The sequence below is a fragment of the Clostridium sp. D46t1_190503_E9 genome (genome assembly GCF_015555225.1).
Classification (GTDB): Bacteria; Bacillota; Clostridia; order Clostridiales; family Clostridiaceae; genus Clostridium.
The window spans coordinates 18,918-43,416 of the sequence record NZ_JADNKB010000007.1 but is presented as its reverse complement, the minus strand read 5'-3'; the positions used below and the strand labels follow the sequence as shown (position 1 = coordinate 43,416).

Annotated in this window: 23 protein-coding genes; 20 read left to right on the top strand and 3 right to left on the bottom strand. The window is 28.7% G+C overall.

All coding sequences use genetic code 11. The features are described 5' to 3' along the window. Positions 1–3: 3 nt before the first annotated feature. Complete coding sequence (locus I2E83_RS09595; RefSeq protein ID WP_195429599.1) at positions 4–1,080, top strand: aminopeptidase P family protein; 1,077 nt, start codon at positions 4–6, stop codon at positions 1,078–1,080. A 128-nt stretch (positions 1,081–1,208) separates the two neighbouring features. On the opposite strand, the gene I2E83_RS09590 is transcribed toward I2E83_RS09595, so the two are convergent. The 3 genes from I2E83_RS09590 to murC all read right to left on the bottom strand — a co-directional run bounded on the left by I2E83_RS09590 (position 1,209) and on the right by murC (position 4,989). Beyond that, positions 1,209–2,429, bottom strand: coding sequence for a NupC/NupG family nucleoside CNT transporter (locus I2E83_RS09590; protein ID WP_195429598.1), 1,221 nt, complete (start codon positions 2,427–2,429; stop codon positions 1,209–1,211). Between the two features lie 98 nt (positions 2,430–2,527). After that, positions 2,528–3,346, bottom strand: a complete 819-nt coding sequence (locus tag I2E83_RS09585; RefSeq protein ID WP_195265959.1) for a purine-nucleoside phosphorylase — start codon at positions 3,344–3,346, stop codon at positions 2,528–2,530. 269 nt (positions 3,347–3,615) lie between these two features. Next, positions 3,616–4,989 (bottom strand): UDP-N-acetylmuramate--L-alanine ligase, encoded by a 1,374-nt coding sequence (murC, locus tag I2E83_RS09580; protein WP_195429597.1) that lies wholly within the window; start codon positions 4,987–4,989, stop codon positions 3,616–3,618. Positions 4,990–5,268: 279 nt separating this feature from the next. Between murC and purR the strand changes: the two genes are divergently transcribed. From purR to I2E83_RS09485, 19 genes are all read left to right on the top strand, one after another. Continuing rightward, positions 5,269–6,087 (top strand): pur operon repressor, encoded by an 819-nt coding sequence (gene purR, locus I2E83_RS09575; protein WP_195265955.1) that lies wholly within the window; start codon positions 5,269–5,271, stop codon positions 6,085–6,087. A 127-nt stretch (positions 6,088–6,214) separates the two neighbouring features. Next, complete coding sequence (gene spoVG, locus I2E83_RS09570; protein ID WP_008681625.1) at positions 6,215–6,499, top strand: septation regulator SpoVG; 285 nt, start codon at positions 6,215–6,217, stop codon at positions 6,497–6,499. A gap of 236 nt (positions 6,500–6,735) precedes the next feature. Beyond that, positions 6,736–8,106, top strand: a complete 1,371-nt coding sequence (glmU, locus tag I2E83_RS09565; RefSeq protein ID WP_195265952.1) for a bifunctional UDP-N-acetylglucosamine diphosphorylase/glucosamine-1-phosphate N-acetyltransferase GlmU — start codon at positions 6,736–6,738, stop codon at positions 8,104–8,106. Between the two features lie 49 nt (positions 8,107–8,155). Then, a complete protein-coding gene (locus I2E83_RS09560; RefSeq protein ID WP_195265950.1) occupies positions 8,156–9,115 on the top strand; it encodes a ribose-phosphate diphosphokinase in 960 nt (319 codons plus the stop codon). A 167-nt stretch (positions 9,116–9,282) separates the two neighbouring features. Next, on the top strand, positions 9,283–9,969 hold the full coding sequence (locus tag I2E83_RS09555) for a response regulator transcription factor (protein WP_195265948.1): 687 nt from the start codon (positions 9,283–9,285) through the stop codon (positions 9,967–9,969). Further along, positions 9,969–11,390, top strand: a complete 1,422-nt coding sequence (locus tag I2E83_RS09550) for a HAMP domain-containing sensor histidine kinase (RefSeq protein ID WP_195429596.1) — start codon at positions 9,969–9,971, stop codon at positions 11,388–11,390. The genes I2E83_RS09555 and I2E83_RS09550 overlap by 1 nt, the downstream gene beginning before the upstream one ends. 24 nt (positions 11,391–11,414) lie before the next feature. After that, the gene (locus tag I2E83_RS09545) at positions 11,415–12,551 is read left to right on the top strand and encodes a S1C family serine protease (RefSeq protein ID WP_195265946.1); all 1,137 of its coding nucleotides are present in this window, start codon (positions 11,415–11,417) and stop codon (positions 12,549–12,551) included. A 121-nt stretch (positions 12,552–12,672) separates the two neighbouring features. Further along, positions 12,673–13,248 carry an aminoacyl-tRNA hydrolase gene (gene pth, locus I2E83_RS09540; protein ID WP_195265944.1) on the top strand — a complete coding sequence of 192 codons (576 nt, stop codon included), beginning with the start codon at positions 12,673–12,675 and terminating at the stop codon, positions 13,246–13,248. Between the two features lie 20 nt (positions 13,249–13,268). Continuing rightward, positions 13,269–16,778, top strand: coding sequence for a transcription-repair coupling factor (mfd, locus tag I2E83_RS09535; RefSeq protein ID WP_195429595.1), 3,510 nt, complete (start codon positions 13,269–13,271; stop codon positions 16,776–16,778). A gap of 96 nt (positions 16,779–16,874) precedes the next feature. Beyond that, on the top strand, positions 16,875–17,852 hold the full coding sequence (locus tag I2E83_RS09530; RefSeq protein WP_195429594.1) for a peptidylprolyl isomerase: 978 nt from the start codon (positions 16,875–16,877) through the stop codon (positions 17,850–17,852). A gap of 453 nt (positions 17,853–18,305) precedes the next feature. Next, on the top strand, positions 18,306–18,854 hold the full coding sequence (gene spoVT, locus I2E83_RS09525; protein WP_195265938.1) for a stage V sporulation protein T: 549 nt from the start codon (positions 18,306–18,308) through the stop codon (positions 18,852–18,854). Between the two features lie 105 nt (positions 18,855–18,959). Continuing rightward, positions 18,960–20,495: a polysaccharide biosynthesis protein gene (locus I2E83_RS09520; RefSeq protein WP_195429593.1), complete on the top strand. Its 1,536-nt coding sequence runs from the start codon at positions 18,960–18,962 to the stop codon at positions 20,493–20,495. Between the two features lie 19 nt (positions 20,496–20,514). Next, positions 20,515–21,987, top strand: a complete 1,473-nt coding sequence (gene mazG / locus I2E83_RS09515; RefSeq protein ID WP_195429592.1) for a nucleoside triphosphate pyrophosphohydrolase — start codon at positions 20,515–20,517, stop codon at positions 21,985–21,987. A 203-nt stretch (positions 21,988–22,190) separates the two neighbouring features. Next, on the top strand, positions 22,191–22,466 hold the full coding sequence (locus I2E83_RS09510) for an HU family DNA-binding protein (RefSeq protein ID WP_008681650.1): 276 nt from the start codon (positions 22,191–22,193) through the stop codon (positions 22,464–22,466). Between the two features lie 65 nt (positions 22,467–22,531). Then, complete coding sequence (locus I2E83_RS09505) at positions 22,532–22,792, top strand: RNA-binding S4 domain-containing protein (RefSeq protein ID WP_142691423.1); 261 nt, start codon at positions 22,532–22,534, stop codon at positions 22,790–22,792. A 51-nt stretch (positions 22,793–22,843) separates the two neighbouring features. Next, positions 22,844–23,137, top strand: a complete 294-nt coding sequence (gene yabP, locus I2E83_RS09500) for a sporulation protein YabP (protein WP_008681654.1) — start codon at positions 22,844–22,846, stop codon at positions 23,135–23,137. An 8-nt stretch (positions 23,138–23,145) separates the two neighbouring features. Further along, positions 23,146–23,535, top strand: a complete 390-nt coding sequence (gene yabQ, locus I2E83_RS09495; RefSeq protein ID WP_195265931.1) for a spore cortex biosynthesis protein YabQ — start codon at positions 23,146–23,148, stop codon at positions 23,533–23,535. A gap of 83 nt (positions 23,536–23,618) precedes the next feature. Beyond that, complete coding sequence (locus I2E83_RS09490) at positions 23,619–23,903, top strand: septum formation initiator family protein (protein ID WP_308463897.1); 285 nt, start codon at positions 23,619–23,621, stop codon at positions 23,901–23,903. Between the two features lie 82 nt (positions 23,904–23,985). Beyond that, the gene (locus I2E83_RS09485; RefSeq protein ID WP_195265929.1) at positions 23,986–24,396 is read left to right on the top strand and encodes a S1 domain-containing RNA-binding protein; all 411 of its coding nucleotides are present in this window, start codon (positions 23,986–23,988) and stop codon (positions 24,394–24,396) included. Positions 24,397–24,499: the final 103 nt, after the last annotated feature.

The window sequence follows — 24,499 nt, the reverse complement described above, 5'->3', positions numbered from 1 at the left end:
TATATGAAATTAAATAGAGTTAACAATGTTTTAAAAGCAATGGAAGAGCAAGGATTAAATCAAATGATTATATCATCTCCTCCAGCTATTTTTTACTTAACAGGAAAGTGGTTTTCTCCTGGAGAAAGAATGATAGCTTTATATTTAAGTACAAAGGGAAATCATAAACTTATAGTGAATAAGCTATTTCCTATATATGAAGACCTAGGAGTAGATTTAGTTTGGTACACAGATATAGAAGAGCCTATAAAAATATTATGCACAATTGTGGATAAAGAGAGTATATTAGGTGTGGATAAAAATTGGCCAGCACATTTCTTAATAAAACTTATGAATAATAACGGAGCAAAAGCTTTTGTTAATTCATCACCTATTATTGATAGATTAAGAATGATAAAAGATCAAGAAGAAATTGCATTAATGAAAAAATCATCAGAAATAAATGATAAAGTAATGCTTGAATTATGGGATAGATTAGAAGAAGGAAAGACAGAGAAGTATTATGCTAATTTATTAGTAGATTTATATGAAAAGCATGGGGTAAATGAATTTTCATTTTCACCTATAATTGCTGTTAGCCCTAATGGAGCAGATCCTCATCATCATTCTAGTAACGATACTATAAAAAAGGGACATAGTATCGTTATAGATATAGGCGGAGTATATAATTCATATTGTTCAGATATGACTAGAACTGTATTTTTTGGCGAAGCACCAAATGAAAGACATGCAAAAATTTATAATATAGTTAAAGAAGCAAATTTAAATGCTATAAGTAAGGTTAAAGAAGGAATGAAGTTCTCTGATATAGATAAGGCAGCAAGAGATTATATTGAAGATGCTGGTTATGGAGAATATTTTACTCACAGAACAGGACATAGTATTGGAATAGAAGATCATGATTTTGGGGATGTTAGTTCATCAAATCATGAGGAGATTAAAGAAGGAATGATATTCTCAATTGAACCAGGAATATATTTAAAGGATGACTTTGGTGTAAGAATAGAAGATTTAGTGTTAGTTACTAAAGATGGATGTGAAGTTCTAAATTCAGTAACTAAGGATATAACTATAATATAAAATTAAAATGGTCTCACATTTCGTGAGACCATTTATAAAAAATAAGATATTAACTTCTTTAAGGCAATAAATCCTACTTGAAATTGAATAAATTTTATAGTTAATTTTAAGATTTAAATATTGTTTATTTAAAATAATATTCCTGCTATTGTGGCTGTTAAACATGTTGCAAGCACTCCCCCAATAAGAGCCTTAAAGCCTAATTTAGCAATAGTTCCTTTTCTATCAGGAGCTAATCCACCTATACCAGCTATTTGTATTGCTATAGAACTAAAGTTAGCAAATCCACATAATGCATATGTTAATATCATTGTAGTTTTTGGTTGTAACATATCAAGTTTTATTAGATTTGCAAGTTCAGAATAAGCAACAAATTCGTTTAATATTATTTTTTGACCAAGTAAGCTTCCAGCGGCTGATATATCAACAGTAGGAACTCCCATAACAAAGGCTAATGGGGAAAATAACTTTCCTAGAATCCATTGAAAACTTAGCTCTGGGAATCCAAATAGGCCACCAATAGCTCCAATTATAAAGTTAACAAGAGCTAATAAAGCTATAAATGCAAGTAACATAGCAGCGACATTTAATGCTAATCCTAAACCATCGCTTGCTCCATTAGCAGCAGCTTCAACTATATTAGAAGCTGTATTTTCGACTGAAATGTCAGTTGAATTTTTAGTCTTACTTTCTTCTGTTTCTGGAACTAAAATTTTAGCAAGTATTAATCCAGCAGGAGCAGCCATAATGCTTGCAGCTAGTAGATGCCCAGCATTTACACCCATAGCAACATATCCCGCCATAACACCACCAGCAACAGTAGCCATACCACCAACCATTATAGCTAAAAGTTCTGAACGAGTCATGTCTTTAACAAATGGTTTAACAAGGAGCGGTGCTTCTGTTTGGCCTAAAAAGATGTTACCAACTGCACTTAAGGTTTCAGATCCACTAGTTCCAAGTAATTTTCCAATAAATTTAGCAATAAACTTAACTATAAATTGCATTATTCCAAGATAATATAATACTCCCATTAATGCAGAAAAGAATATTATTGTAGGTAATATTTGAACAACCCATACAAATCCTATTCCATTAGAATCTGCAAGTGGACCAAATAAAAAGTCCGTACCTTCTTTAGTAAAGTCTAATAATTTTGTTATTGCATTACTAGCACCTTCAAAAATTGTTCTACCAACTGGAACTTTTAAGATTAATATTGCAAATACAATTTGTAATATTAATCCAGTTATTACAAGTTTCCAATTAATTTTCTTTTTGTTTTCTGAAAGTAAAAAAGCTATTCCGATTATAACTACGACCCCTATTATTCCAACTAATCTTTCCAATTTTATTTCTCCTTCGTTTATATCGATCTCTTCTTATGTGTATAATTTATATCGATTTCTTCTTATGTGTATAAATAAATTAATTAATTTATTTAAAGTTATATTACTTCAATTATTTTATTCATAAATGTAGTGAATTTTTCCTTAACCATATTAGAAGTTTCTACTACTTCTTCATGATTTAATGGTTGTTCAAGAATTCCAGCAGCCATATTAGTTAAGCAAGAAATTCCTAAAACTTTCATTCCAGAATGGTTTGCTACTATTACTTCAGGAGCTGTAGACATTCCTACTGCATCACCACCAAGTATTCTTGCCATTCTTACTTCAGCAGGAGTTTCATAAGTTGGACCACTAAACATCATATAAACACCTTGTTTAATATCTATTTTTAAATCCTTAGCTACATTTAAAGCTTTACCTATAAGTTCTGAGTTATATGCATTTGACATATCTGGGAATCTAGGACCAAATTCTTTAAGATTTGCACCTATTAGTGGGTTGTCACCAGAGAAATTAATATGATCATTTATAAGCATTAAATCACCAGGCTTAAAACTTGTATTTACTGCTCCAGCAGCATTAGTAACAATTAATTTTTCAACACCAAGTAATTTCATAACTCTAACTGGGAATGTTACTTCGTTATAAGAATATCCTTCATAGTAGTGGAATCTTCCTTGCATTGCAACAACACATTTTCCATTTAACATACCAACAACTAATCTTCCAGCGTGACCTTCAACTGTTGATATTGGGAAGTGAGGAAGTTCTTCGTAAGGATAAAATTCAGGGTTTTCTATAGAATCAGCTAATGAGCCTAATCCTGAACCTAAAATTAAACCTATTTCTGGTTTGTATTTAGACTTTTCCATTATAAAATCTGCAGCGTTTTTAATCTTATTTGATAAATCCATAAAATCACCTCTATTTTAATATTTGTACTATGTAAGATTTTAAATAATAAAAAAATCATAGAATAGTACTTGTAGTTCTCGTAAATTATAAAATAAACTTGCTCAAAAATAAACATAAAAAGCAAATAATATCAATATTATTAGTATATTAGTCAAAAGATGGCAAAAAAACTATAAGAAGTAGATTTATAGATGAAGAAATCATATAATTCTACTTCTTATAGTATTTGTTAATAAGACAATAATATAAGTTTAAATTGAAATAATAATTATTTCAACATTATATCTGCAACTTTTACTACATCTCCAGCACCAATAGTTAAAATAATATCGTCATTGGAAGCTACATTTTTTAAATAGTTTGCAGCTTCTTCATGGCTATGAATATTAGTGCATTTAATTCCTTTAGCTCTTATTGCATCTCCAAGTTGTTCTGAGTTTACTATACCATTATCTTTTTCTCTTGCAGCATATATATCCATAAGTAACAGTTCGTCTACATCGGAGAAGCATCCAGTAAACTCGTCAAATAAAGTTTTTGTTCTTGTATAAGTATGTGGTTGGAATACAGCATAAATATTCTTATGAGGTATTATTGTTGCTGTATCTAAAGTAGCCTTAATTTCAACTGGATGATGAGCATAATCATCAATTATTGTAGCACCATTAAATTCACCTTTATATTCAAATCTTTTATGTGCGCCTTTACACTCTCTTAATCCTTCTATTATTGAAGTGTAAGGTATATTAAATATTAATCCAACACAGATAGTTGATAGGGCATTTAATATATTGTGCTTACCAGTAGTATTTAAAGTTACATCGAATAACTCATTATTATCTTTACATACAGTGAAGCTTGCACAACCTTTATTATTAAAAGATATATTTGTAGCTCTTACATCACCTTTATTTATACCATAACTCATTGTATTGCATTTAGCTTTGTTTAATATTTCATTTACATTTTCATCTTCACAATAACCTATTAAATATCCATCACTTGGTATTATGTTTGAGAATTTTTCAAAAGTCTCCTTTATGTGATTTAAATCTCTATAATAATCTAGATGATCTGCATCTATATTTAAAATAACTCCTATATAAGGATGAAATTTTAAAAATGATTCTTTATATTCACAAGCTTCCGTTATGAAATATTCACTATCTCCTATTTTGAAGTTACCGTTAATTACATCTAAGTCACCACCTACTAATATTGTAGGATCTAAGTTAGCTTTTAAAGTCACATGTGAAAGCATAGATGTACAAGTGGTTTTTCCATGTGTACCTGATATAGCAACATTATATTTATGACCTTTCATTATTAAACCTAGAAATTCAGCTCTATCCATAAGGTCGATATTTTTATCCTTAGCCTCAATTATTTCTGGATTATCTGATGGAATAGCAGCTGTATAAACTACTAAGTCTACATCTTTTAAGTTGTTTTTATCATGACCTATGTAAATTTCGGCACCTTCAGATTTTAATTTATTAGTAATTTCAGATTCTTTAGAATCAGAACCGGATACTTTAAACCCCTTTGTTAGCAAAAGTGCAGCAAGTCCGCTCATACTAATGCCGCCAATACCTACAAAATGAACTTTCTTATTTATATCTTTGCTTAAATCAAAAGACAAAAAATCAACCCCTTTATTATTAAGAATTCTTTTATAAAAATTACTGTAAATAGTTATCACCTTATAATTATATACAAATTTAAGAAAATGAACACATAAAAAAGCTTTATATTAATTAAATTGATAAAATTTTATTAAAAAAATAATAATTATAAGTTAAATAGGAGATAACTGATTAAAATCTATTGATATTGAGAAAAATATAGAATAAAATATGAATATTAGATGCTTGAAACTAACGAATAATTCGGAAAAAATTAAAATTGTAGGTGATATATTTTGGAAAAGCTAAGTAGAAATAGCAGAGTAGTGGCCATTACAAAAATTTTAACTGAGAACCCAAATAAGGTCATTGGATTAAATAAGTTTTCAGATTTATTAAATGCAGCAAAATCAACCATAAGTGAAGATATAGTAATTGTAAGAGAAATTTTAGAAAAATTAGAAATGGGAAAAGTTGAAACAATAGCTGGAGCAGCAGGGGGAATAAAATATATTCCTGGAATAGAAAATGAAAGTAGAAAAAAATTTGCTGAAGATTTATGTGAAATGTTGAAAGATGAAAGTAGAATTGTTCCAGGAAACTTTATATACATGACAGATTTAATGTATAATCCACAAATTATAAGTAAAGCTGGAGTTATATTATCTTCGGTATTTTATAATAAGGACGTAGATTATGTCGTTACAGTTGAAACTAAAGGAATTCCACTTGCTTATGAAGTTGCAAGAAATTTAGGAATTCCACTAGTTATAATAAGAAGAGATAACAAAGTAACAGAGGGATCGACTGTTACAATAAATTATGTGTCAGGTACTAGCGGAAGAATTCAACAGATGTCGCTTTCAAAGAAATCAATGAGAACGAAAAGTAAATGTATATTTATAGATGATTTCTTAAGAGGTGGTGGAACTGCACAAGGAATAAAGGATTTATTAAAAGAATTTGATAGTGAATTAATAGGAATTGGAGTTTTAGTAGATAACATAGGAGTGGCTCAAAAAAGAGTTGATAATTATATATCTATAGTAGAATTAAGACATCTAGGTGAATCAAAAGATTTAGAGGTTAGACCTTCAAATTTGATAAATAATTAAAAAAAATACGGTTAAGTTACACAAAGTTGTAAATTTTTAAAAAATTTAAAAAATTTTTAAATAAAAGAAGGATTTTTATATTTTTTATAGAATTTTATATCTATCAGAGCAACGGAGGTGTAGTGCGATGACAATAACCGATGTAAGAATTAGAAAGATAGCTTCCGATGGAAAAATGAAGGCTATAGTTTCTGTTACATTTGACAACGAATTTGTAGTTCATGACATCAAGGTAATCGAAGGACAAAATGGATTATTTATAGCTATGCCAAGTAGAAAGACACCAGATGGAGAGTTTAAGGATATAGCACATCCTATTAACACAGACACTAGAGAAAAGATTCAGAATTCAATACTTGAAGCTTATGAAAAAGCTAAGCTTGAAGAGGATTCTGAGGAAGTAGTTGGCTAAAATATGTTATTTAAAAATAAAAGGGTTAACCCTTTTATTTTTTTTGTAAAACTTTATTTTTGTGTTGATATATGTTGATGAAATTCACAAAATATATAGGTATAGTAGATATATATGAAAGGATAAATAGGTTGAAATACTTTTTCTAATACAATATAATAGAATGAGATGTTTACGAACATTTTTTTAATTAATTATAAATTTGTCCTTAACATTTTATAGAGAGGTGTTTTTTTATGTATAAATGTGCATTAATTTTAGCAGCTGGACAAGGAACTAGAATAAAATCTGATTTGCCAAAGGTTTTACATAAAGTATGTGGTAAAGAAATGGTTAATCATGTTATAGATACTATGAGAAAAGCTAATATAGATGATATAAATGTTATTATTGGAAAAGGAGCAGAGCTTGTAAAAGAAAAAACTTCATCCAGAAATGTCAGTTATTCATTACAAGATGAACAATTAGGTACAGGTCATGCGGTAAAATGTGCTATTGATTTTTTAAGAGGTAAAAAAGGTGTTGTAGGAGTTTTTTGTGGTGATGCACCTTTAATAAAAGCCGAAACAGTTGATAATTTATTTAAAACACATATAGAAAATAATAATAGTGCTACATTATTAAGTTCAATAGTTGAAGATCCAACTGGATATGGAAGAATCGTTAGAGAAAATGATGAAGTTTTAAAAATAGTTGAGCATAAAGACTGTACTGAAGAAGAGCTAAAAATAAATGAAATGAATGCAGCGATATATTGCTTTGATATAGAAATGCTTTTAAATTCATTAGATAAATTATCTAATAATAATAACCAAGGTGAATATTACTTAACAGATGTTATTGGAATATTAAAAGAAGAGGGTAAAAAAGTAGGAGCAGTTGTAATTGATTATGAAGAAACTATAGGTGTTAATTCAAGAGTACAATTATCAGAAGCAGAAGGAATATTAAGAAATAGAATTAATACAAAACATATGATAAACGGCGTAACATTAATAGATCCAAGCACTACATATATAGGTGATGATGTAGAAATAGGACGAGATACAATCATCTATCCAGGTAATGTTTTAGAAGGAAACACTAAAATTGGAGAAGGTGTTATTTTATATCCAAATTCAAGAATATCAAACAGTATAATTTCAAATAATGTAGAAATTCAATCTTCAGTTATTATTGATAGCCAAATTGGTGAAAGTACTACAGTAGGCCCATTTGCATATATAAGACCAGAATCTGTAATTGGATCTGGAGCAAGAATAGGGGATTTTGTAGAAATTAAAAAATCAACTATTGGGAATAATACTAAGGTATCACACTTAACATATATAGGTGATGCTTCTGTAGGTGAAAATTGTAATTTTGGCTGTGGAACAGTAGTTGTTAATTATGATGGACAAAAGAAACATAAAACTAAAATTGGGAACAATAGCTTTATAGGTTGCAACACTAATTTAGTATCTCCAGTTAATGTTGAAGATAACACATATATAGCTGCAGGTTCAACAATTACTAATGATGTAAAAGAAGGAGAACTTGCAGTAGCAAGAGCAAAACAAAGGAATATTGAAGGTTGGGTGGCTAAAAAAGGTCTTACTAACAAATAGTTATTTAGATAAACAAAAGTGCCAAAAATTTTAAGGAGGTCTTCACACAATGATAACCCATGGAAAAAATATTAAAATATTTACTGGAAACTCACATCCAGAATTAGCAAAAGAAATTGCTGACATTTTAGGTTTGCCATTAGGTAAAGCTAAGGTTTCAACTTTTAGTGATGGAGAAATATCAGTTGATATAGCAGAAACTGTAAGAGGAACAGATGTGTTCTTAGTTCAATCAACTAGTTCACCAGTTAACAATAATTTAATGGAACTTTTAATAATGATAGATGCATTTAAGAGAGCTTCAGCAGGTAGAATTACAGTTGTTATGCCTTATTATGGATATGCGAGACAAGATAGAAAAGCTAAGTCAAGAGACCCAATAACAGCTAAATTAGTTGCAGATCTTTTAACTGCAGCAGGAGCTCATAGAGTATTAACTATGGATCTACACGCAGCACAAATTCAAGGATATTTCAATATACCAGTTGATCATTTATTAGGATCACCAATACTAGCTAAATATTTTGTTGAAAAGGGCTTTGATGATAGAGATGATGTTGTAGTTGTTTCACCTGATTTAGGAAGCGTTACTAGAGCAAGAAAGTTTGCTGATAGATTACATGCACCAATAGCAATTATAGATAAGAGAAGACCAAAGGCAAATGTATCAGAAATTATGAACATAATAGGTGATGTTGAAGGTAAAAAGTGTATCTTAATAGATGATATGATAGATACTGCAGGAACTATAGCAAATGCAGCAAATGCATTAAAAGATTTGGGTGCTAAAAATGTTTATGCATGCTGTACTCATGGAGTTTTATCAGGTCCTGCTTTCGAAAGAATTAATAATTCTGCAATAGAAGAGTTAGTTATGTTAAATACAATTAAGTTACCTGAAAAAGATGGTTTAGTGAAATTTAAATCATTATCAGTAGCACCATTATTTGCAGAAGCAATAAAGAGAATATATGATGATGAACCAATAAGCAAATTATTTGAAGTTTAATACATAATGGGATAAAAGGCCTCTAAAAAGCACAAACTTTTTAGAGGCCTATTAATTATGTCAATGATTAATAATTTGTAACAATTATTAATTATTGTTTATAATTAATATAATAATTTTTATATAGGATATAAATGAATTATAATAAACATGAGGACGGTGTTATTATGGATAATAGATTAGGTAGAGTATTAATTGTTGACGATGATGAAAACATATGTGAAGTAATAAATATGTATTTAATAAGCTCAGGATATGAAACTAGAAGATGTCATAATGGAAGAGAGGCTTGCATTGCTTTTGGAGATTTTAAGCCAGACTTAATACTTTTAGATATTATGCTACCTGGAGTGGATGGAATAGAGGTTTTAAAGTGGATTAGAAAATCAAGTGAAATCCCGGTGATAATGTTGACTGCAAAGGGGGACACATTTGATAAAGTTTTAGCTTTAGAACTAGGGGCCGATGATTATATAGTGAAGCCATTTGAGCCGAAAGAACTTTTGGCAAGAGTTAAAGCTGTTATGAGAAGATATAATTATGATGAAAAGAATACTGAAATAATAAATTATTCAGATTTAGTTATAGATGCAAATTCTTATAATGTTGTTTATAAAGGTGTTGAAATAAAAATGCCGCCTAAAGAATTCGAACTACTTCATTATTTAGCAAGCAATAAAAATAAGGTGTTTACAAGAGAACAGCTACTTTGTGAAGTATGGGGATATGATTATCCAGGAGATTCTAGAACTGTTGATGTTCATATTAAAAGATTAAGAGAAAAAATAAGTTGCGGAGAAAATTGGCAAATAGAAACTGTTTGGGGTGTTGGATATAAATTTGAGGTGAAATGATGAAAAAGAAAAGTGTAATATATAAAATTTTAATTACCTTTTCATCTATTACAGTAATAGTATTAATATTGATAGGAATGGTTTTATCAACTTGGATTAATAGAGAATATTCAATTGAAAGATCTGAACGTATAAGTAAATACATGGATATAATTCAAGGTTCTACAGAAGAATTTTTAAATGAAAATAGTGAAACTAGGTATGATGATTTAAAAAGTGTAATGAATATAATAAAAATTTCTGTTGATATGGATTCTATAATTTTAGATAATCAAGGTTATGTATATGCCGTATCTGATGAGAGTCTTGGGCACTTAATGTATAAAAAAATAGACATATCTGATTCAGATTTAAAAATATTAAAATCTGGGCAGATGTTAGAAAAAAATTTTTTTGATAAATCTAATAAAAAACTTAAGCTTTATTCAACTCCATTATTTAATGAAGAAAGCTTTAAAGGTATAGTAGTAGTTTTCGAAGACATTGAAAGTGATAGAGCTTTAAAAGATTTATATAGTGTGATATGGATATCTGTATTAGGTGCTGTTATTTTATCGAGTGTAATTGCATACTATTTCTCTCGAAAAATATTAATAAATCCTTTATCTGAAATTAATAGTGCAGCTAAGAAACTAGCAAAGGGTGAGGTAGAGAAGCGAGTTTATATAGATTCAGATGATGAAATAGGAGAATTAGCAAATTCATTCAATGTAATGGCAGAATCTTTAGAAAAGGTCGATAATGTGAGACGTGAATTTATCTCAAATGTATCGCATGAATTAAGGTCTCCAATAACATCAATTAAAGGTTTCATAACAGGTATTATTGATGGGGTTATTCCGAAAGATAAAGAAAATTATTATTTGAATATAGTAAATGATGAAGTTTGTAGATTATCAAGGCTTGTGAATGATTTGTTAGATATATCAACTATGGAATCAGGAAAGTTTAAGTTAAAAATGACTAAGTTAGATATAAATGAAATAATAACATTATGTGCATTAAATCTAGAAGGAAAGATAAATGATAAAAAAATTAAAGTTGAGGTCATATTTAGTGATAGTCATGAATACTGTATGGGTGATAGAGATAGAATAATACAAGTTGTAACTAATCTTCTTGAAAATGCCATAAAATATGGAGATGAATATGGAAAGATACAAATAGAAACATATGCAAAGGGTGAAGTTGTATATGTTAGTATATTTAATAGTGGGCCAAATATCCCTAAAGAGGATGTTAATAAAATATGGGAAAGGTTTTACAAGATGGATAAGGCTAGAACCAATAAAATAAGTACAGGACTAGGACTACCGATAGTCAGATTGATATTATCTCAGCACAATCAAGATATTTGGTTTAACAACATAGAAGGAAAAGGTGTTAAGTTTACTTTTACACTTAAAAGATCGATTAAATAAAGTTAATGTTGGAGGAGGGGTTTTATGAATAAAAAGTTGAAGGATAGATTTAGTGATAAAGATGAGTTGGTAAATGAAAGCTTCCCTTCAATAAAATTTAAAAGAAAGAGAACAAAATCTAACATTAAGATGCTTAGTAAGTTTTTAAGTTTATTAATTATAGCAGGATTATCAGGGGCACTATTTTCAAGTTTATTTATTGAAAGCAAATATAGAGATTTAATTAATGAAATCAATGATAAATCAGAAAAAGGTACTGTTTCTTTAGAGTATTCTGAATTGATAGAAAAAGTAAAACAATCTCTAGTAACAATAAGCGATAGTGAGGTTAATTTAACACAAAATAAATATTTTGACAGTAATACAACTGGAGTAATAATAGAAAGTGATGGGAAGATATTAACAAGCTATTCAAAAATAAAGGCTTTTAAAAATATATATGTAAAATTGCCATCTACAGGGGTTAAGCCTATAGAGGCTAAAATAGTTGTAGCAGATGAAGATATAGATATTGCGCTTATACAAGTGAATTATAATGAGGAATTAACACCAATTAAATTTGTAGCAAAATCAGATATATTAGAAGGAGACAGGATACTTCTTATTAGTAATTCCACTGGTAGCGATTACATAGATAATATAATACCAGGAATAGTAACAGCAACTAATAGAAGCATAAATACTAATAATATTAGGCATAAGTTATTAGAAATTAGTACTCCAGTAACAGCTATGAATACTGGAGGAATAATAAGTAATATAAATGGAGAAATTATAGGTATTGCCAGTTATAAAATAACGAATGAGATGAATCAAAATGGACTATACTATGCTGTTGATTTTAGTTCTCTAGAGGAAATAATAAGTTCAACAAATAAGATAAAAGATATGCTAGGTATTTCAGAAGGAGGATTTATTAACGGTGAAGAGTATACTGACGCAGCTGGTTTTTATATTGCAGCAATTAACCAAGAGGGAAGTTCATATAAATCTGGGCTACGTCCTACAGATATAATATTTGAAATTGATGGAGAAAAGATAATTAGTATTAGTCAAATATCTGAAATATTAAAAAATAAAGCACCAGGAGACATATTAAAATGTAAAGTAATGCGTTCTGGTGAAGTAAAAGACTTAGAAATAAAGATTTATAATAAATAAAAATAAATATAATTGTTTGCAGCTCTATTTAAGGGTTGCAATTTTATTTTAAGTACTTTTATTATTGTAAAAAGCTAGTATAATAATAAATATGCTAATAGCAATTAGGAGGCTGCATAATATGTTTTTGATTGTCGGATTAGGAAATCCAGGAAAAGAATACGATGGAACTAGACATAATATAGGATTTGAGGCTATAGACTATATTTCAGATAAGTATAATATAGATGTAAATAGGACAAAATTTAAAGGAGTATACGGAGAAGGATTTATAAATAATAATAAGGTTATTTTGTTGAAGCCAACAACTTATATGAATTTAAGTGGTGAAAGTGTACGAGAAGTTATAAATTTTTATAAATTAGAAAATGATGAAGTTATAGTTATATATGATGATATTAGTTTAGAAGTTGGAAAACTTAGAATTAGGGAAAAAGGAAGTGCTGGTGGACATAATGGTATAAAGAGTATAATAGCAAATATGGGCACAGATATTTTTCCGAGGATTAAAATAGGCGTAGGACAACCTACAGGTGATTTAGTATCTCATGTTTTGGGCAGATTTAACAAAGAAGAAATGGATAGTTTGATGGAAGTTATAGATGCCTCTTCAAAATCCGTAGAAGTTATAATAAAAGATGGAACAAAGGAAGCAATGAATAAATTTAATGGGTTTAAATCATCAAAAAAAGAATAGATTAAGGACGGTGTATATTAATGAGATTAAAGGGGGTACTACAACCTTTAAGAGATGACTCTACTTTTAGTGAAATAATAGCGGGTATTAATAAAAGAAGATACCCGATTAATATAAATGGATTATCGGATTCAGGAAAAAGCTATGGTATTTTTGGGATATATGAAAGTATAGATTCTCCTATGATAATACTTACACATAGCGATATGGAAGCTAAGAATATATATGAAGACTTAAGTTTTTATACGAATGATATTTATTATTTTCCTGCAAAAGAGGTAGTTTTTTATAATATAGATGCTATTTCAGGAGATTTAAGATGGGCAAGGCTAAAGGTAATAAAAGAAATTTTAGATAATAAAAATAAAATAATAGTAACATCAATAGATTCTTTAACATCAGTTTATACTCCTAAAGAATTATTTATGGAATATACCTTTAAATTAAGTGTAGATGATGATGTTAATTTTAAGGATTTATCTAAAAAACTATTAGAAAGCGGTTATGAAAGGGTAGAATCTGTAGAAGGAAAAGGAGAATTCTCTTTAAGAGGAGGAATTCTTGATATATTTCCACCAATATCTACCTATCCATATAGAATAGAGCTTTTTGGAGATTCAATAGAGTCTATAAGAACTTTTAATACCGAATCACAAAGAAGTATTGAAAAGGTTGACAATATTGAAATATTCCCAGCAAAAGAAATTATACTAAATGAAGAAGCATTAAATAGAGGAAAAGAAGCTATTTTAAAAGAATTCCAAGAAATTAAGGATAAGAATAAAGGGAATGACGAAAGAATCCAAAAGTTAGAATCAATTATAAGTGCTAATATAGAATCTTTAACAGAAACTTTAACATTTGAAACTTTAGACAGTTATTTACCTTATTTCTATGATAAGACAGATAGCTTTTTTAACTATGTAAAAGATTATGTATATATAATTGATGATGTTAAGAAATGCGAAGGTAAGCTAGATAGTTGTTATTTTGAATTTAGTGAAAATTATGAAGCTTTTTTACAAAGAGGAGGAATTTTACCATCTCAAAGTAAGCTTTTATTAAATAAAGATGATTTAATTGAAAAATTAGAATCTCAAAAATCAATAACTTTAGATGTATTTGCTGTTAATAGTAAAATTTTAAATCCTATAGAAAGATATTCATTTAATGCATCAACTCTAAATAGCTATCAAGGTCAATTAGATTTGTTAATAGATGATATTAAAGAGAAAAAGTCAAAGGGATATAAGACGATAATATTATCGGGAACAAGGACTAGGGGAGAAAGACTTGTAAATACATTAAGAGATAGGGAAATTGAAAGTTCTTACAGAGAGGATATAAAATCAATAGAGTTTGGAGAGGTTGTTATTACCTTCGGAAATCTATTAAAAGGTTTTGAGTATCCTGATTTAAAACTGTGTGTAATATCAGATAAAGATGTTTTTGGAGAAGCTAAAAGAAAAATATCTAAAAAGGCTAGTTCAAGAAAAGGTATAGGGAAAATAAAAAGCTTTGCAGAGCTTAAGCTTGGAGATTATGTTGTTCATGCTAATCATGGAGTTGGTGTTTATAAAGGAATAAAGCAAATTGAAGTTGGTGGACATACAAGAGATTATTTAGATATTGTTTATGATAAAGGTGATAAATTATATGTCCCTGTTGATCAGTTAGATTTAGTTCAAAAGTATATAGGAAGTGAAGGTAAAACTCCTAAGGTAAATAAACTTGGAAGTAATGAATGGAATAAAGCAAAAGCAAAAGTTAAAAAATCTATAAATGAGATAGCAGAAGATTTGGTTAAGCTTTATGCTACAAGGGCTACTTTAAAGGGATATAAGTTTAGAAAAGATACAGAGTGGCAAAAACAGTTTGAAGATGAATTTCCGTTTGAGGAAACTCCAGATCAATTAACATCTCTAGAAGAAATTAAGCATGATATGGAAACTGATAAACCTATGGATAGACTTCTATGCGGTGATGTTGGGTATGGAAAAACTGAGGTTGCTATTAGAGCAGCATTTAAAGCTGTTATGGATGGTAAGCAAGTAGCATTCCTAGTACCTACAACTATACTGGCAGAGCAACATTATAAAAACATGACAAAGAGATTTTCAGATTTTCCAGTAAAAATAGATATGATAAGTAGATTTAGAAGTGCAAAAGAGCAAAAAGCAACACTTCAAGCTGTAAAAGAAGGGAATGTGGATATATTAATAGGAACTCATAGATTAGTTTCTAAGGATATTGTTTTTAAGGACTTAGGACTTCTAATAATAGATGAGGAGCAAAGATTTGGAGTTGCTCAAAAAGAAAAAATAAAAGGATTAAAGAAAAATGTTGATGTATTAACTTTAAGTGCAACACCAATCCCAAGAACTCTTCATATGTCATTAACAGGAGCAAGAGATATATCTGTAATAGAGACACCACCAGAAGAGAGATATCCAATACAAACTTATGTAGTGGAGCAAAATGATCAACTAGTAAGAGATGCTATATTAAGAGAAGTAAATAGAGGCGGTCAAGTTTACTATGTCTATAATAGGGTTGAAAGTATAGAAGGCATGGCTAAATACATTAGTGAATTAGTTCCAGAATGTAAAGTTGGAATAATACATGGGCAAATGACTGAAAGACAACTTGAAAAAGAAATGGTAAGCTTTATGAATAAGGATTACGATATCTTAGTGTGTACAACAATTATAGAAACAGGTATAGATATACCAAATGTTAATACTATGATAATTCATGATTCAGATAAAATGGGATTATCGCAACTTTATCAATTAAGAGGTAGAGTTGGAAGGTCAAATAGAATAGCATATGCTTACTTTATGTATACTAAAGATAAAATATTAACAGAGGTAGCTGAAAAGAGATTAAAAGCTCTTAAGGATTTCACAGAGCTTGGATCAGGTTTTAAGATAGCAATGAGAGATTTAGAAATAAGAGGGGCTGGAAATATGATGGGTTCAGCTCAACATGGTCACATGGCTGCAATAGGATATGATTTATACTGTAGAATGCTAGAAGATACAATAAAAATTATTAAGGGTGAAATAGAGAAAGAGCCTATTGAAACTACAGTAGATATAAAGGTAGATGCATATATACCAGGAACTTATATTGAAGATGAAATTCAAAAAATAGAAATATACAAGAAGATTGCTGCTATTGATGGATTAGAAGATTATATGGATATAAAATCTGAACTTGAAGATAGATATTCAGAAATTCCAGACCCTGTATATAATTTAATGGATATAGCTTATATTAAGAGTAGGGCAAAACTTATTTCTATTGAAGAAATAAAGGAAACACCAAAGGAAGTTAAGTTTATATTTGCGGATGGAATTAAGAACTTAAATATCATATATAAATACTTGTTAGAAAATTATAAAGATAAGGTATTTTTAATGTTTGGGGAAAAGCCATATTTTGCAGTAAGAAGTTTGGAAATAAAGAAAGAAACGGCATTAGGATTTTATAAGGAAATGTTAGACAATTTAACAAAAAATATGTAAAGATATTTATATAAATTGAATAACTGACACAATATTGATATACTAGTTATGTATAATGGTATTGAAACAAATTAAAAGAAAAGTGAGGGAACATAAGTGATTAAAATTAAGAAAATTATAGCTGCAGGAGCTTTAAGTATATTTGCTTTTTCAGCAGTTGGATGTGAAATGATACAAAAGACACCAGAAGCAATAAAAAATACTGTGTTAGCAAAGGTTGGAGATGTAAAAATAACTAAGGGAGAAGTAGATGAAATCGCTGATCCGTATTTACAACAATATGGATCTGATTATGATACTAATCCAGATATGGCAGAGCAAGTGAAAGCTTTAAGAACTCAAGCAATAAATTTATTAGTTGAAGAAAAAATGATGCTTAAAAAAGCAGAAGAATTGGGATTAACTCCAACTCAAGAAGAAATTGATGCTGAGGTTCAAAAGTATATAGAAAATTTAAAGACTAGTTATGGCAGTGATGAACAATTTAATGCAGCTCTTGAGCAAGCTGGAATGACTTTAGATGAATATACATCTAAGCTTACAGAAAACATGAAAAATCAATTAGCTACTCAAAAAGTAACTGAAGATTTATTTAAGGATGTTAACATATCAGACGATGAAATAAAAACATATTATGAAGAAAATAAAGATAGTTTTGGTGAAGCTAATGTTTCTCATATTTTAATAAAAGATGAAGCGAAAGCTAAGGAAATAAGGGAAAGAGCTGCAAATGGTGAAGATTTTGCTGCACTAGCAAAAGAATTCTCAGAAGATACAGGAACTAAAGAAAATGGAGGGAACTTAGGGGTTACTCCATATAATACAACTCAATATGTGCAAGAGTTTACAGATGCATTTAAAAAATTAAAAGATGGCGAAATATCAGAACCTGTAAAGAGCCAATTTGGTTACCATATAATTAAAGTAACTGATGTTAAGCAAGGAACATTTGATGAATCAAAGGATTCTATAAAGACTACATTAGAAAATGAAAAGAAAAATGAAATTTATTCAAATTCTATTGAACAATGGAAAAAAGATTATAATGTAAAGACATATGAAGATAAACTTTAATAGAAGAGATTATTAAAAAGGATTGTATTAAAATAAATTTTGATATTAGCTGATAAAGAGGGAAGTTCTAATTAGAGCTTCCCTCTTTGCGTATATATAAGTAATAAATAAAACTTATATTTAAGTTTGAAAATGCTTTTAAGCAAGTAAAATCAATGGTTTAAAAGGAGGTCGCGAAACGCGAGCCCCTTTATAAAAATAAGAGATTAAATTTTTAAAGGCAATGAAGATTATTTGAAATTAAATAAGTTTTATATTAAATAAATTTCTGAGATTGAGTCTTTTCTTGTATTATAAATTAATTATAACTTTATATATTTTATATATTATTTAAGAAAACTAGCAATATGATATCGTTTTATAAATTTTGGTTATATGTGTATAAAATTTCTAAGAAGTCAAATAATAATATTGCAACTAATTATTATTAATAAAAGGAGGTAGCTCATAATAATGAAGGCAACAGGAATTGTTAGACGTATTGATGACTTAGGTAGAGTTGTTATACCAAAAGAGATAAGAAGAACATTAAGAATTAGAGAAGGGGATCCATTAGAGATTTTCACTGATAGAGAAGGCGGGGTTATTTTAAAAAAATATTCACCAATTGGAGAGTTGACAGATTTCTCAAAAGAATATGCTGAAAGCTTGCAACAAGCAATTGGACATATTGTTTTAATTGCAGATAAAGACGCATTTATATCAGTAAGTGGAGCTCCAAAAAGAGACTACATGGAAAGAAAAGTTAGTGTAGAATTAGAAAAAATAATGGAAGATAGAAGAGCTGTTCTTATAACAGAACAAAATAAGACTATTCCATTACATAATGATGAAGAAATAGGAAAATACGCTAGCCAAGTAATATCTCCAATAATAGCTGAAGGTGATGCAATTGGAGCAGTTATTATATTATCAAAAGAATCAGGAGAAAAGCTAGGAGAACTTGAATTAAAGTTATCTGAAACTGCTTCAGCTTTCTTAGGTAAGCAAATGGAACAATAAAATAAATATTTTATTAAATATAAAGTTATCAATAAAATAAAGTAATAATACCTCTAAACTTACAATACAAATTTACTAGAACTATTTTGAGTTTGGAGGTATTTTATGAAGAAACAATCACTACTTAAAGCAAGTCTAGTACTTGGAATAGCAGGAATAGTAGCGAAATTTTTAGGATTATTCTTTAGATGGCCACTAATAATGCTTATAGGTGACGAAGGTGTTGGATATTATCAAATGTCATATCCTTTATATATGTTTTTCGTTGCTATGGCATCAGGAGTACCAGTAGCTATTTCGAAAATGATATCAGAGAAAAAGGCAAAGGGAGATATACAGGGAATATTCGAGGTTGTAAAAGAATCAACAATCTTAATGATGTTCTTAGGTGTTGGTACAACCCTTATATTATTCTTTTTTGCTAAACCTATTATTAAATTTGTTCAGTGGGATATGAAATCATATTATGCTTTACTTGGAATATCCTTTGCACCATTTGTAATATCTATAATGACTATATATAGGGGGTTTTTTCAAGGGCTGCAAAATATGACTCCATCAGGTGTATCACAAATACTTGAGCAGATAGGAAGGGTGATAATAGGAGTTGGACTTGCTATATTATTTTTACCTAAGGGAATAGAATATGCAGCAGGGGGAGCTGCTTTTGGGGCAGCTGCTGGAGGAGTAATAGGAGCAACTTATCTTCACGAAAAGTATAAAAAAGTAAAAAAGCAAATGTGGAGTAAAAAAATTAAAAGTAACCCAGAAGTACTAACTTCTATTTTGAAAATTGCTTTACCTATTTCAGTGGGAACAACAGTAGGGACTATAATGAGTTTAATTGATTCTATATTAGTTCCACAAAAGCTTTTGCAAGCTGGCTTAACATCAGAAAGTGCAACTATTTTATATGCGCAATTAACAGGAAAGGCAAATGTAATAACTAATATTCCATTAACATTATCTATGGCAGTAGGAACCTCATTGATTCCTATAATAGCAGAAAATTATATAATGAATAGAAGAAATGATTTGGAGTCAAAAGTTCAATTATCAATAAAGCTATCTATGTTAATAGCTATGCCATGTACATTAGGGTTGTTTTTTCTTGCAGGGCCAATAATGAAACTAATATTTCCCGGGAAATGGGATGGCGTATTAATACTTAAATACTTATCTTTATCAGTTCCATTCATAATAATTACTCAGACAACTACATCAATTATGCAAGGAATAGGTCATTATATTAGACCTATAATAAACTTGTTTATAGGATGTATCGTAAAGATTATTTTAACATTTGTGCTAGTGCCTATGCCAAATATAAATATTTATGGAGCAGTAATAGCTAGTATATCAGCTTACTTAGTATCAACAATACTAAACTTAATTTCACTAAAGAAGAGATTAAAATTAAAATTAAATATATATCAAACAACTATAAAACCGATTATTGCAGCTTTAATTATGATATTTGGAGTATTATCAGCATATTTATATTTATTTAATAAAACAGGTAGTAATGGTTCTGCTTGCTTAATAGCTATATTTTTGGGTATTATTATATATATGGCATTAATACTAATACTAAAGGTATTTAGCATAGACGAAATAAAAAATAGAATTGTAAAAAATTAATGAGTAAGGAGAGAACCTAATGATAAAGATAATAGGTTTGGGGCCAGGAGCACCTGAAGCTTTAACTATAGGAGCAGTTAAGGCATTAGAAGAGGGGAAAAATATTTATTTTAGAACAGAGAAACATCCTACTGTTGATTATTTAAGAGGAAAGATAAAAGAATTCAAAACATATGATCACTATTATGAAACTTCTGAAAGTTTTGATCAGGTTTATAATAGCATCGCAGAAGATATAGTAAGTAAGTATAAAGAGGATGAAGAGATAATATATGCAGTTCCAGGACATCCTTTAGTTGCAGAAAAATCAGTTTTTAATCTTATGAATTTATGCGATGAAAAAGGAATAAGATATGAAATACTTCCAGCTGTAAGTTTTATAGATGCTATGATGGATGTATTAAAGATTGATCCGATAGAAGGACTAAAGGTTATAGATGCATTTGATATGAAAAATCAAATTTTAGACAAAAGAATAGGAACTATAATAACTCAGGTGTACAATCCGTTAATAGCATCAGAAGTTAAGCTTAGATTGCTTGAATATTATAATGATGAAACTGAGATATATTATGTTAGAGCTGCAGGGATAGTTTCAGAAGAATCTGTAAGGAAAATACCAATATATGAGCTTGATATGCAAGAAGATATAGATTACTTGACATCTATATATATACCTAAAGATATGGATAATAAAAAAGATTTTAATGATTTAGTTGAGATAATAGATACTTTAAGAGGAGAAAATGGTTGTCCATGGGATATGGAACAAACTCATGAGAGTATTAAAAATCAACTTTTAGAAGAAGCTTACGAAGTTATAGATAGTATAAATAATGATGATATAGATGGAATGGTAGAAGAATTAGGAGATGTTCTATTACATGTAGTTTTCCATGCTTCATTAGGTAAAGATGATGGGTATTTTAATATTTATGATATACTTGAATCTATATGTAATAAAATGATTTATAGACATCCTCATGTATTTAGTGATGGAAAAGTTAATAATAGTGGAGAAGTTCTTGAAAATTGGGAAGAACTTAAGAGGAAAGAAAAGAGTTTTAATACAGTTACAGAAGAAATGAATGCAATAGCTAAGGCACTACCTTCTTTGATTAGAGCGCATAAGGTTCAAAAAAAGGCAGCTAAAGTAGGATTTGACTGGGATGATATTGAAGATGCAGCTTTAAAGGTGCAAGAGGAATTAAAAGAGGTATTAGATGTATATAAATCCAATAATAAGGAAAAAATAAAAGATGAAGTAGGAGACTTAATATTTGCATGTGTTAATGTAGCCAGAAAATTAAATATTGATGAAGAAGAAGCGGTAAATTCAACTATACAAAAATTTATAAGAAGATTTTCTTTTATAGAAGAAGAGGCTTTAAAATCCAACAAAAATTTAAATGAAATGACATTAAAGGAGATGGATTTGTTATGGGAACAAGCAAAAAACAAAGAATTTAATGAGAAAAAGAAGGATTTATAAATTTTTTGAAGAATAATATATAGTGGTTTATACTATACTATAAATAACTTATTGTAATAAATAGCTTTTATAACAAAAAATTGATAATGTTATAGACTAGCACCAAAAGACGATATATAATAAGAGAATGTAGTTATAGTACATATTAACAGAAATAGTTAACTACTAAAATATATAACGGGTTATTTAAGGAGGATGTAATTGTGAATAAAGCAGAATTAATCACTAGCATGTCAGAAAAAAGTAAATTAACTAAGAAAGATGCTGAATTAGCTTTAAAATCATTCATAGAAAGCGTTGAAGAAGCGTTAGAAAAAGGTGAAAAAGTTCAATTAGTTGGATTCGGAACTTTCGAAACAAGAGAAAGAGCTGCAAGAGAAGGAAGAAATCCTAGAACTAAAGAAACTATAAACATTCCAGCTTCAACAGTTCCAGTATTTAAAGCTGGTAAAGAATTTAAGGAAAAAGTTAATAAGTAGTATATTTAGAACCCGAGTATTCCCTCGGGTTCTTTTGATAATATAAAATAATAAGGAGAGTTATTATGAGGTTAGATAAATATCTTAAGGTTTCTAGAATAATAAAGAGAAGAACAGTTGCTAAAGAGGTTTGTGAAGGGGGAAGAGTTTCTATTAATGATAAAGTTGCAAAAGCATCAACAGTTGTAAAAGAAGGCGATATAATAGAAATTCAATTTGCAAATAGATCATTAAAGGCAAGAATAATTAATATAGTTGAGCATGTAAAAAAAGAAAATGCAAAAGAAATGTATGAGATATTAGAAGGAGAGGAAGATAAAGAATAAAAACAATAACTCCTTCATATATTTTTATAAAGAATATGTGGAGGAGATAAGATGGAAAAGAGAAATGAAAATAAGTTAGAAGAGCCAAGGGGTAATATAACTTTAGAGAATAGAAAAAGATTAACACTTACAGGGGTAGAAGAAGTCATAAGTTTCGATGATGAAAAAATATTATTAAATACAAAATTAGGGTTTTTAACTATCAAGGGATCAGAATTAAAGATGAATAAATTAGATGTACAGAATGGTGACGTAATAATTATAGGAAATATATCTTCCATAGTATATAGTAGTAAAGAAGTTAAAAAAGAAAAAGAAAATATAATTTCTAAGTTGTTTAAATAGAGGTAAGTATGCCGTTATCAATAGATGTTCAATTTGACATAGTTATGTATTCCATTCTTTCGGGAATACTGATAGGAATTATGTTTGACCTGTATAACATAATAAGAGGAGTAAAAATACCCAAGATAATAATCATAATAGAAGATATTTTATTTTGGATATTAACTGCTTTTATAGTATTTGCTTTTTTACTATACACTAATTATGCCTTCTTAGGACCATATGTATATATATTCATGATAGTAACCTTGATTATTTATTTAAAATTAATAAGCCCTACAATTTTAAAGTTAGAGAGATATATAATAGATAAAGTTAGTAAATTTATAAGGATAATTTTGAAAAATTTAATTTATCCTATAAAAGTTGTATATTATAATATTTGTGGAAAAAAGTAGATTCAAAGTAGTAACATAAAAAAATAGCTTGAATAAAATATGTATAGTGTTTAAAATATATTATATAATATATTTTAAAGAGGGTGAGAGCAATTAAAAAGCAATTAACTCTTAAAAGATTAATTATAGTTTTTATTTTTGCAATTTTCGTATTTAATTACATTAAACAGGAAATTACAATGAAAAGAATCCAAGAGAATATTATTATTAGCCAAAAAGAGCTAGAAGAGCTTAAAAGTAAGAATAGTAAGTTAGAGGCAGATTTAAAAAAAGTTGATTCTAATGAATATATTGAAAAACTTGCAAGAGATAGGCTAGGAATGATAAAAGAGGGCGAAAAAGTTGTAAATCCTAAAACGCAAAACTAAAGAATATGTTTTAAAACTACAAAAAAAGGTTATTATTATAATAACATATATTATTTAATTTTTAAGGAGGAATCTTTGTAACATGACCTTAATGGCAGGAAACATATTAGAAGGTACAGTGGTTAATATTACTAGTTTTGGAGCTTTCGTAGAGATAGAAGGTAAAACAGGATTAGTTCATATTTCAGAAGTAGCAGATTCATTCGTTAAGGATATTAGACAACATCTTAATGAACAAGACAAGGTTAAGGTAAAAGTAATATCAATTGACGATAATGGTAAGATAAGTTTATCAATTAAGCAAGCAAATGTTCAAAAAAAATCAGTAAAACCTATAGAAATAGATTGGTCTTCAGAAAATAAGAAATCCGGTGGGAATTCAGGTAACTTTGAAGATATAATGTCAAGATTCTTAAAGGACAGCGAAGAAAGAATGCAAGATGTAAAAAAGAATCAAGATTTTAAATCTAAAAGTGGAAGAAGAAACTTCTAACAGTATAAATAAAGACATCATATAAATTTAATATATAAATCTATAAAGGGCTGATTGCATAATGGATATCAGTCCTTTATTATTTGAGTAACATAATGTTATT

Bases quoted from the DNA above. Each gene is read 5' to 3' on its own strand.
- I2E83_RS09595 (WP_195429599.1), top strand. From the start codon at position 4: ATGAAATTAAATAGAGTTAACAATGTTTTAAAAGCAATGGAAGAGCAA.
- I2E83_RS09585 (WP_195265959.1), bottom strand. From the start codon at position 3,346: ATGGATTTATCAAATAAGATTAAAAACGCTGCAGATTTTATAATGGAA.
- spoVG (WP_008681625.1), top strand. From the start codon at position 6,215: ATGACAATAACCGATGTAAGAATTAGAAAGATAGCTTCCGATGGAAAA.
- glmU (WP_195265952.1), top strand. From the start codon at position 6,736: ATGTATAAATGTGCATTAATTTTAGCAGCTGGACAAGGAACTAGAATA.
- I2E83_RS09560 (WP_195265950.1), top strand. From the start codon at position 8,156: ATGATAACCCATGGAAAAAATATTAAAATATTTACTGGAAACTCACAT.
- I2E83_RS09555 (WP_195265948.1), top strand. From the start codon at position 9,283: ATGGATAATAGATTAGGTAGAGTATTAATTGTTGACGATGATGAAAAC.
- I2E83_RS09550 (WP_195429596.1), top strand. From the start codon at position 9,969: ATGAAAAAGAAAAGTGTAATATATAAAATTTTAATTACCTTTTCATCT.
- I2E83_RS09545 (WP_195265946.1), top strand. From the start codon at position 11,415: ATGAATAAAAAGTTGAAGGATAGATTTAGTGATAAAGATGAGTTGGTA.
- pth (WP_195265944.1), top strand. From the start codon at position 12,673: ATGTTTTTGATTGTCGGATTAGGAAATCCAGGAAAAGAATACGATGGA.
- mfd (WP_195429595.1), top strand. From the start codon at position 13,269: ATGAGATTAAAGGGGGTACTACAACCTTTAAGAGATGACTCTACTTTT.
- spoVT (WP_195265938.1), top strand. From the start codon at position 18,306: ATGAAGGCAACAGGAATTGTTAGACGTATTGATGACTTAGGTAGAGTT.
- I2E83_RS09520 (WP_195429593.1), top strand. From the start codon at position 18,960: ATGAAGAAACAATCACTACTTAAAGCAAGTCTAGTACTTGGAATAGCA.
- mazG (WP_195429592.1), top strand. From the start codon at position 20,515: ATGATAAAGATAATAGGTTTGGGGCCAGGAGCACCTGAAGCTTTAACT.
- I2E83_RS09505 (WP_142691423.1), top strand. From the start codon at position 22,532: ATGAGGTTAGATAAATATCTTAAGGTTTCTAGAATAATAAAGAGAAGA.
- yabP (WP_008681654.1), top strand. From the start codon at position 22,844: ATGGAAAAGAGAAATGAAAATAAGTTAGAAGAGCCAAGGGGTAATATA.
- yabQ (WP_195265931.1), top strand. From the start codon at position 23,146: ATGCCGTTATCAATAGATGTTCAATTTGACATAGTTATGTATTCCATT.
- I2E83_RS09485 (WP_195265929.1), top strand. From the start codon at position 23,986: ATGACCTTAATGGCAGGAAACATATTAGAAGGTACAGTGGTTAATATT.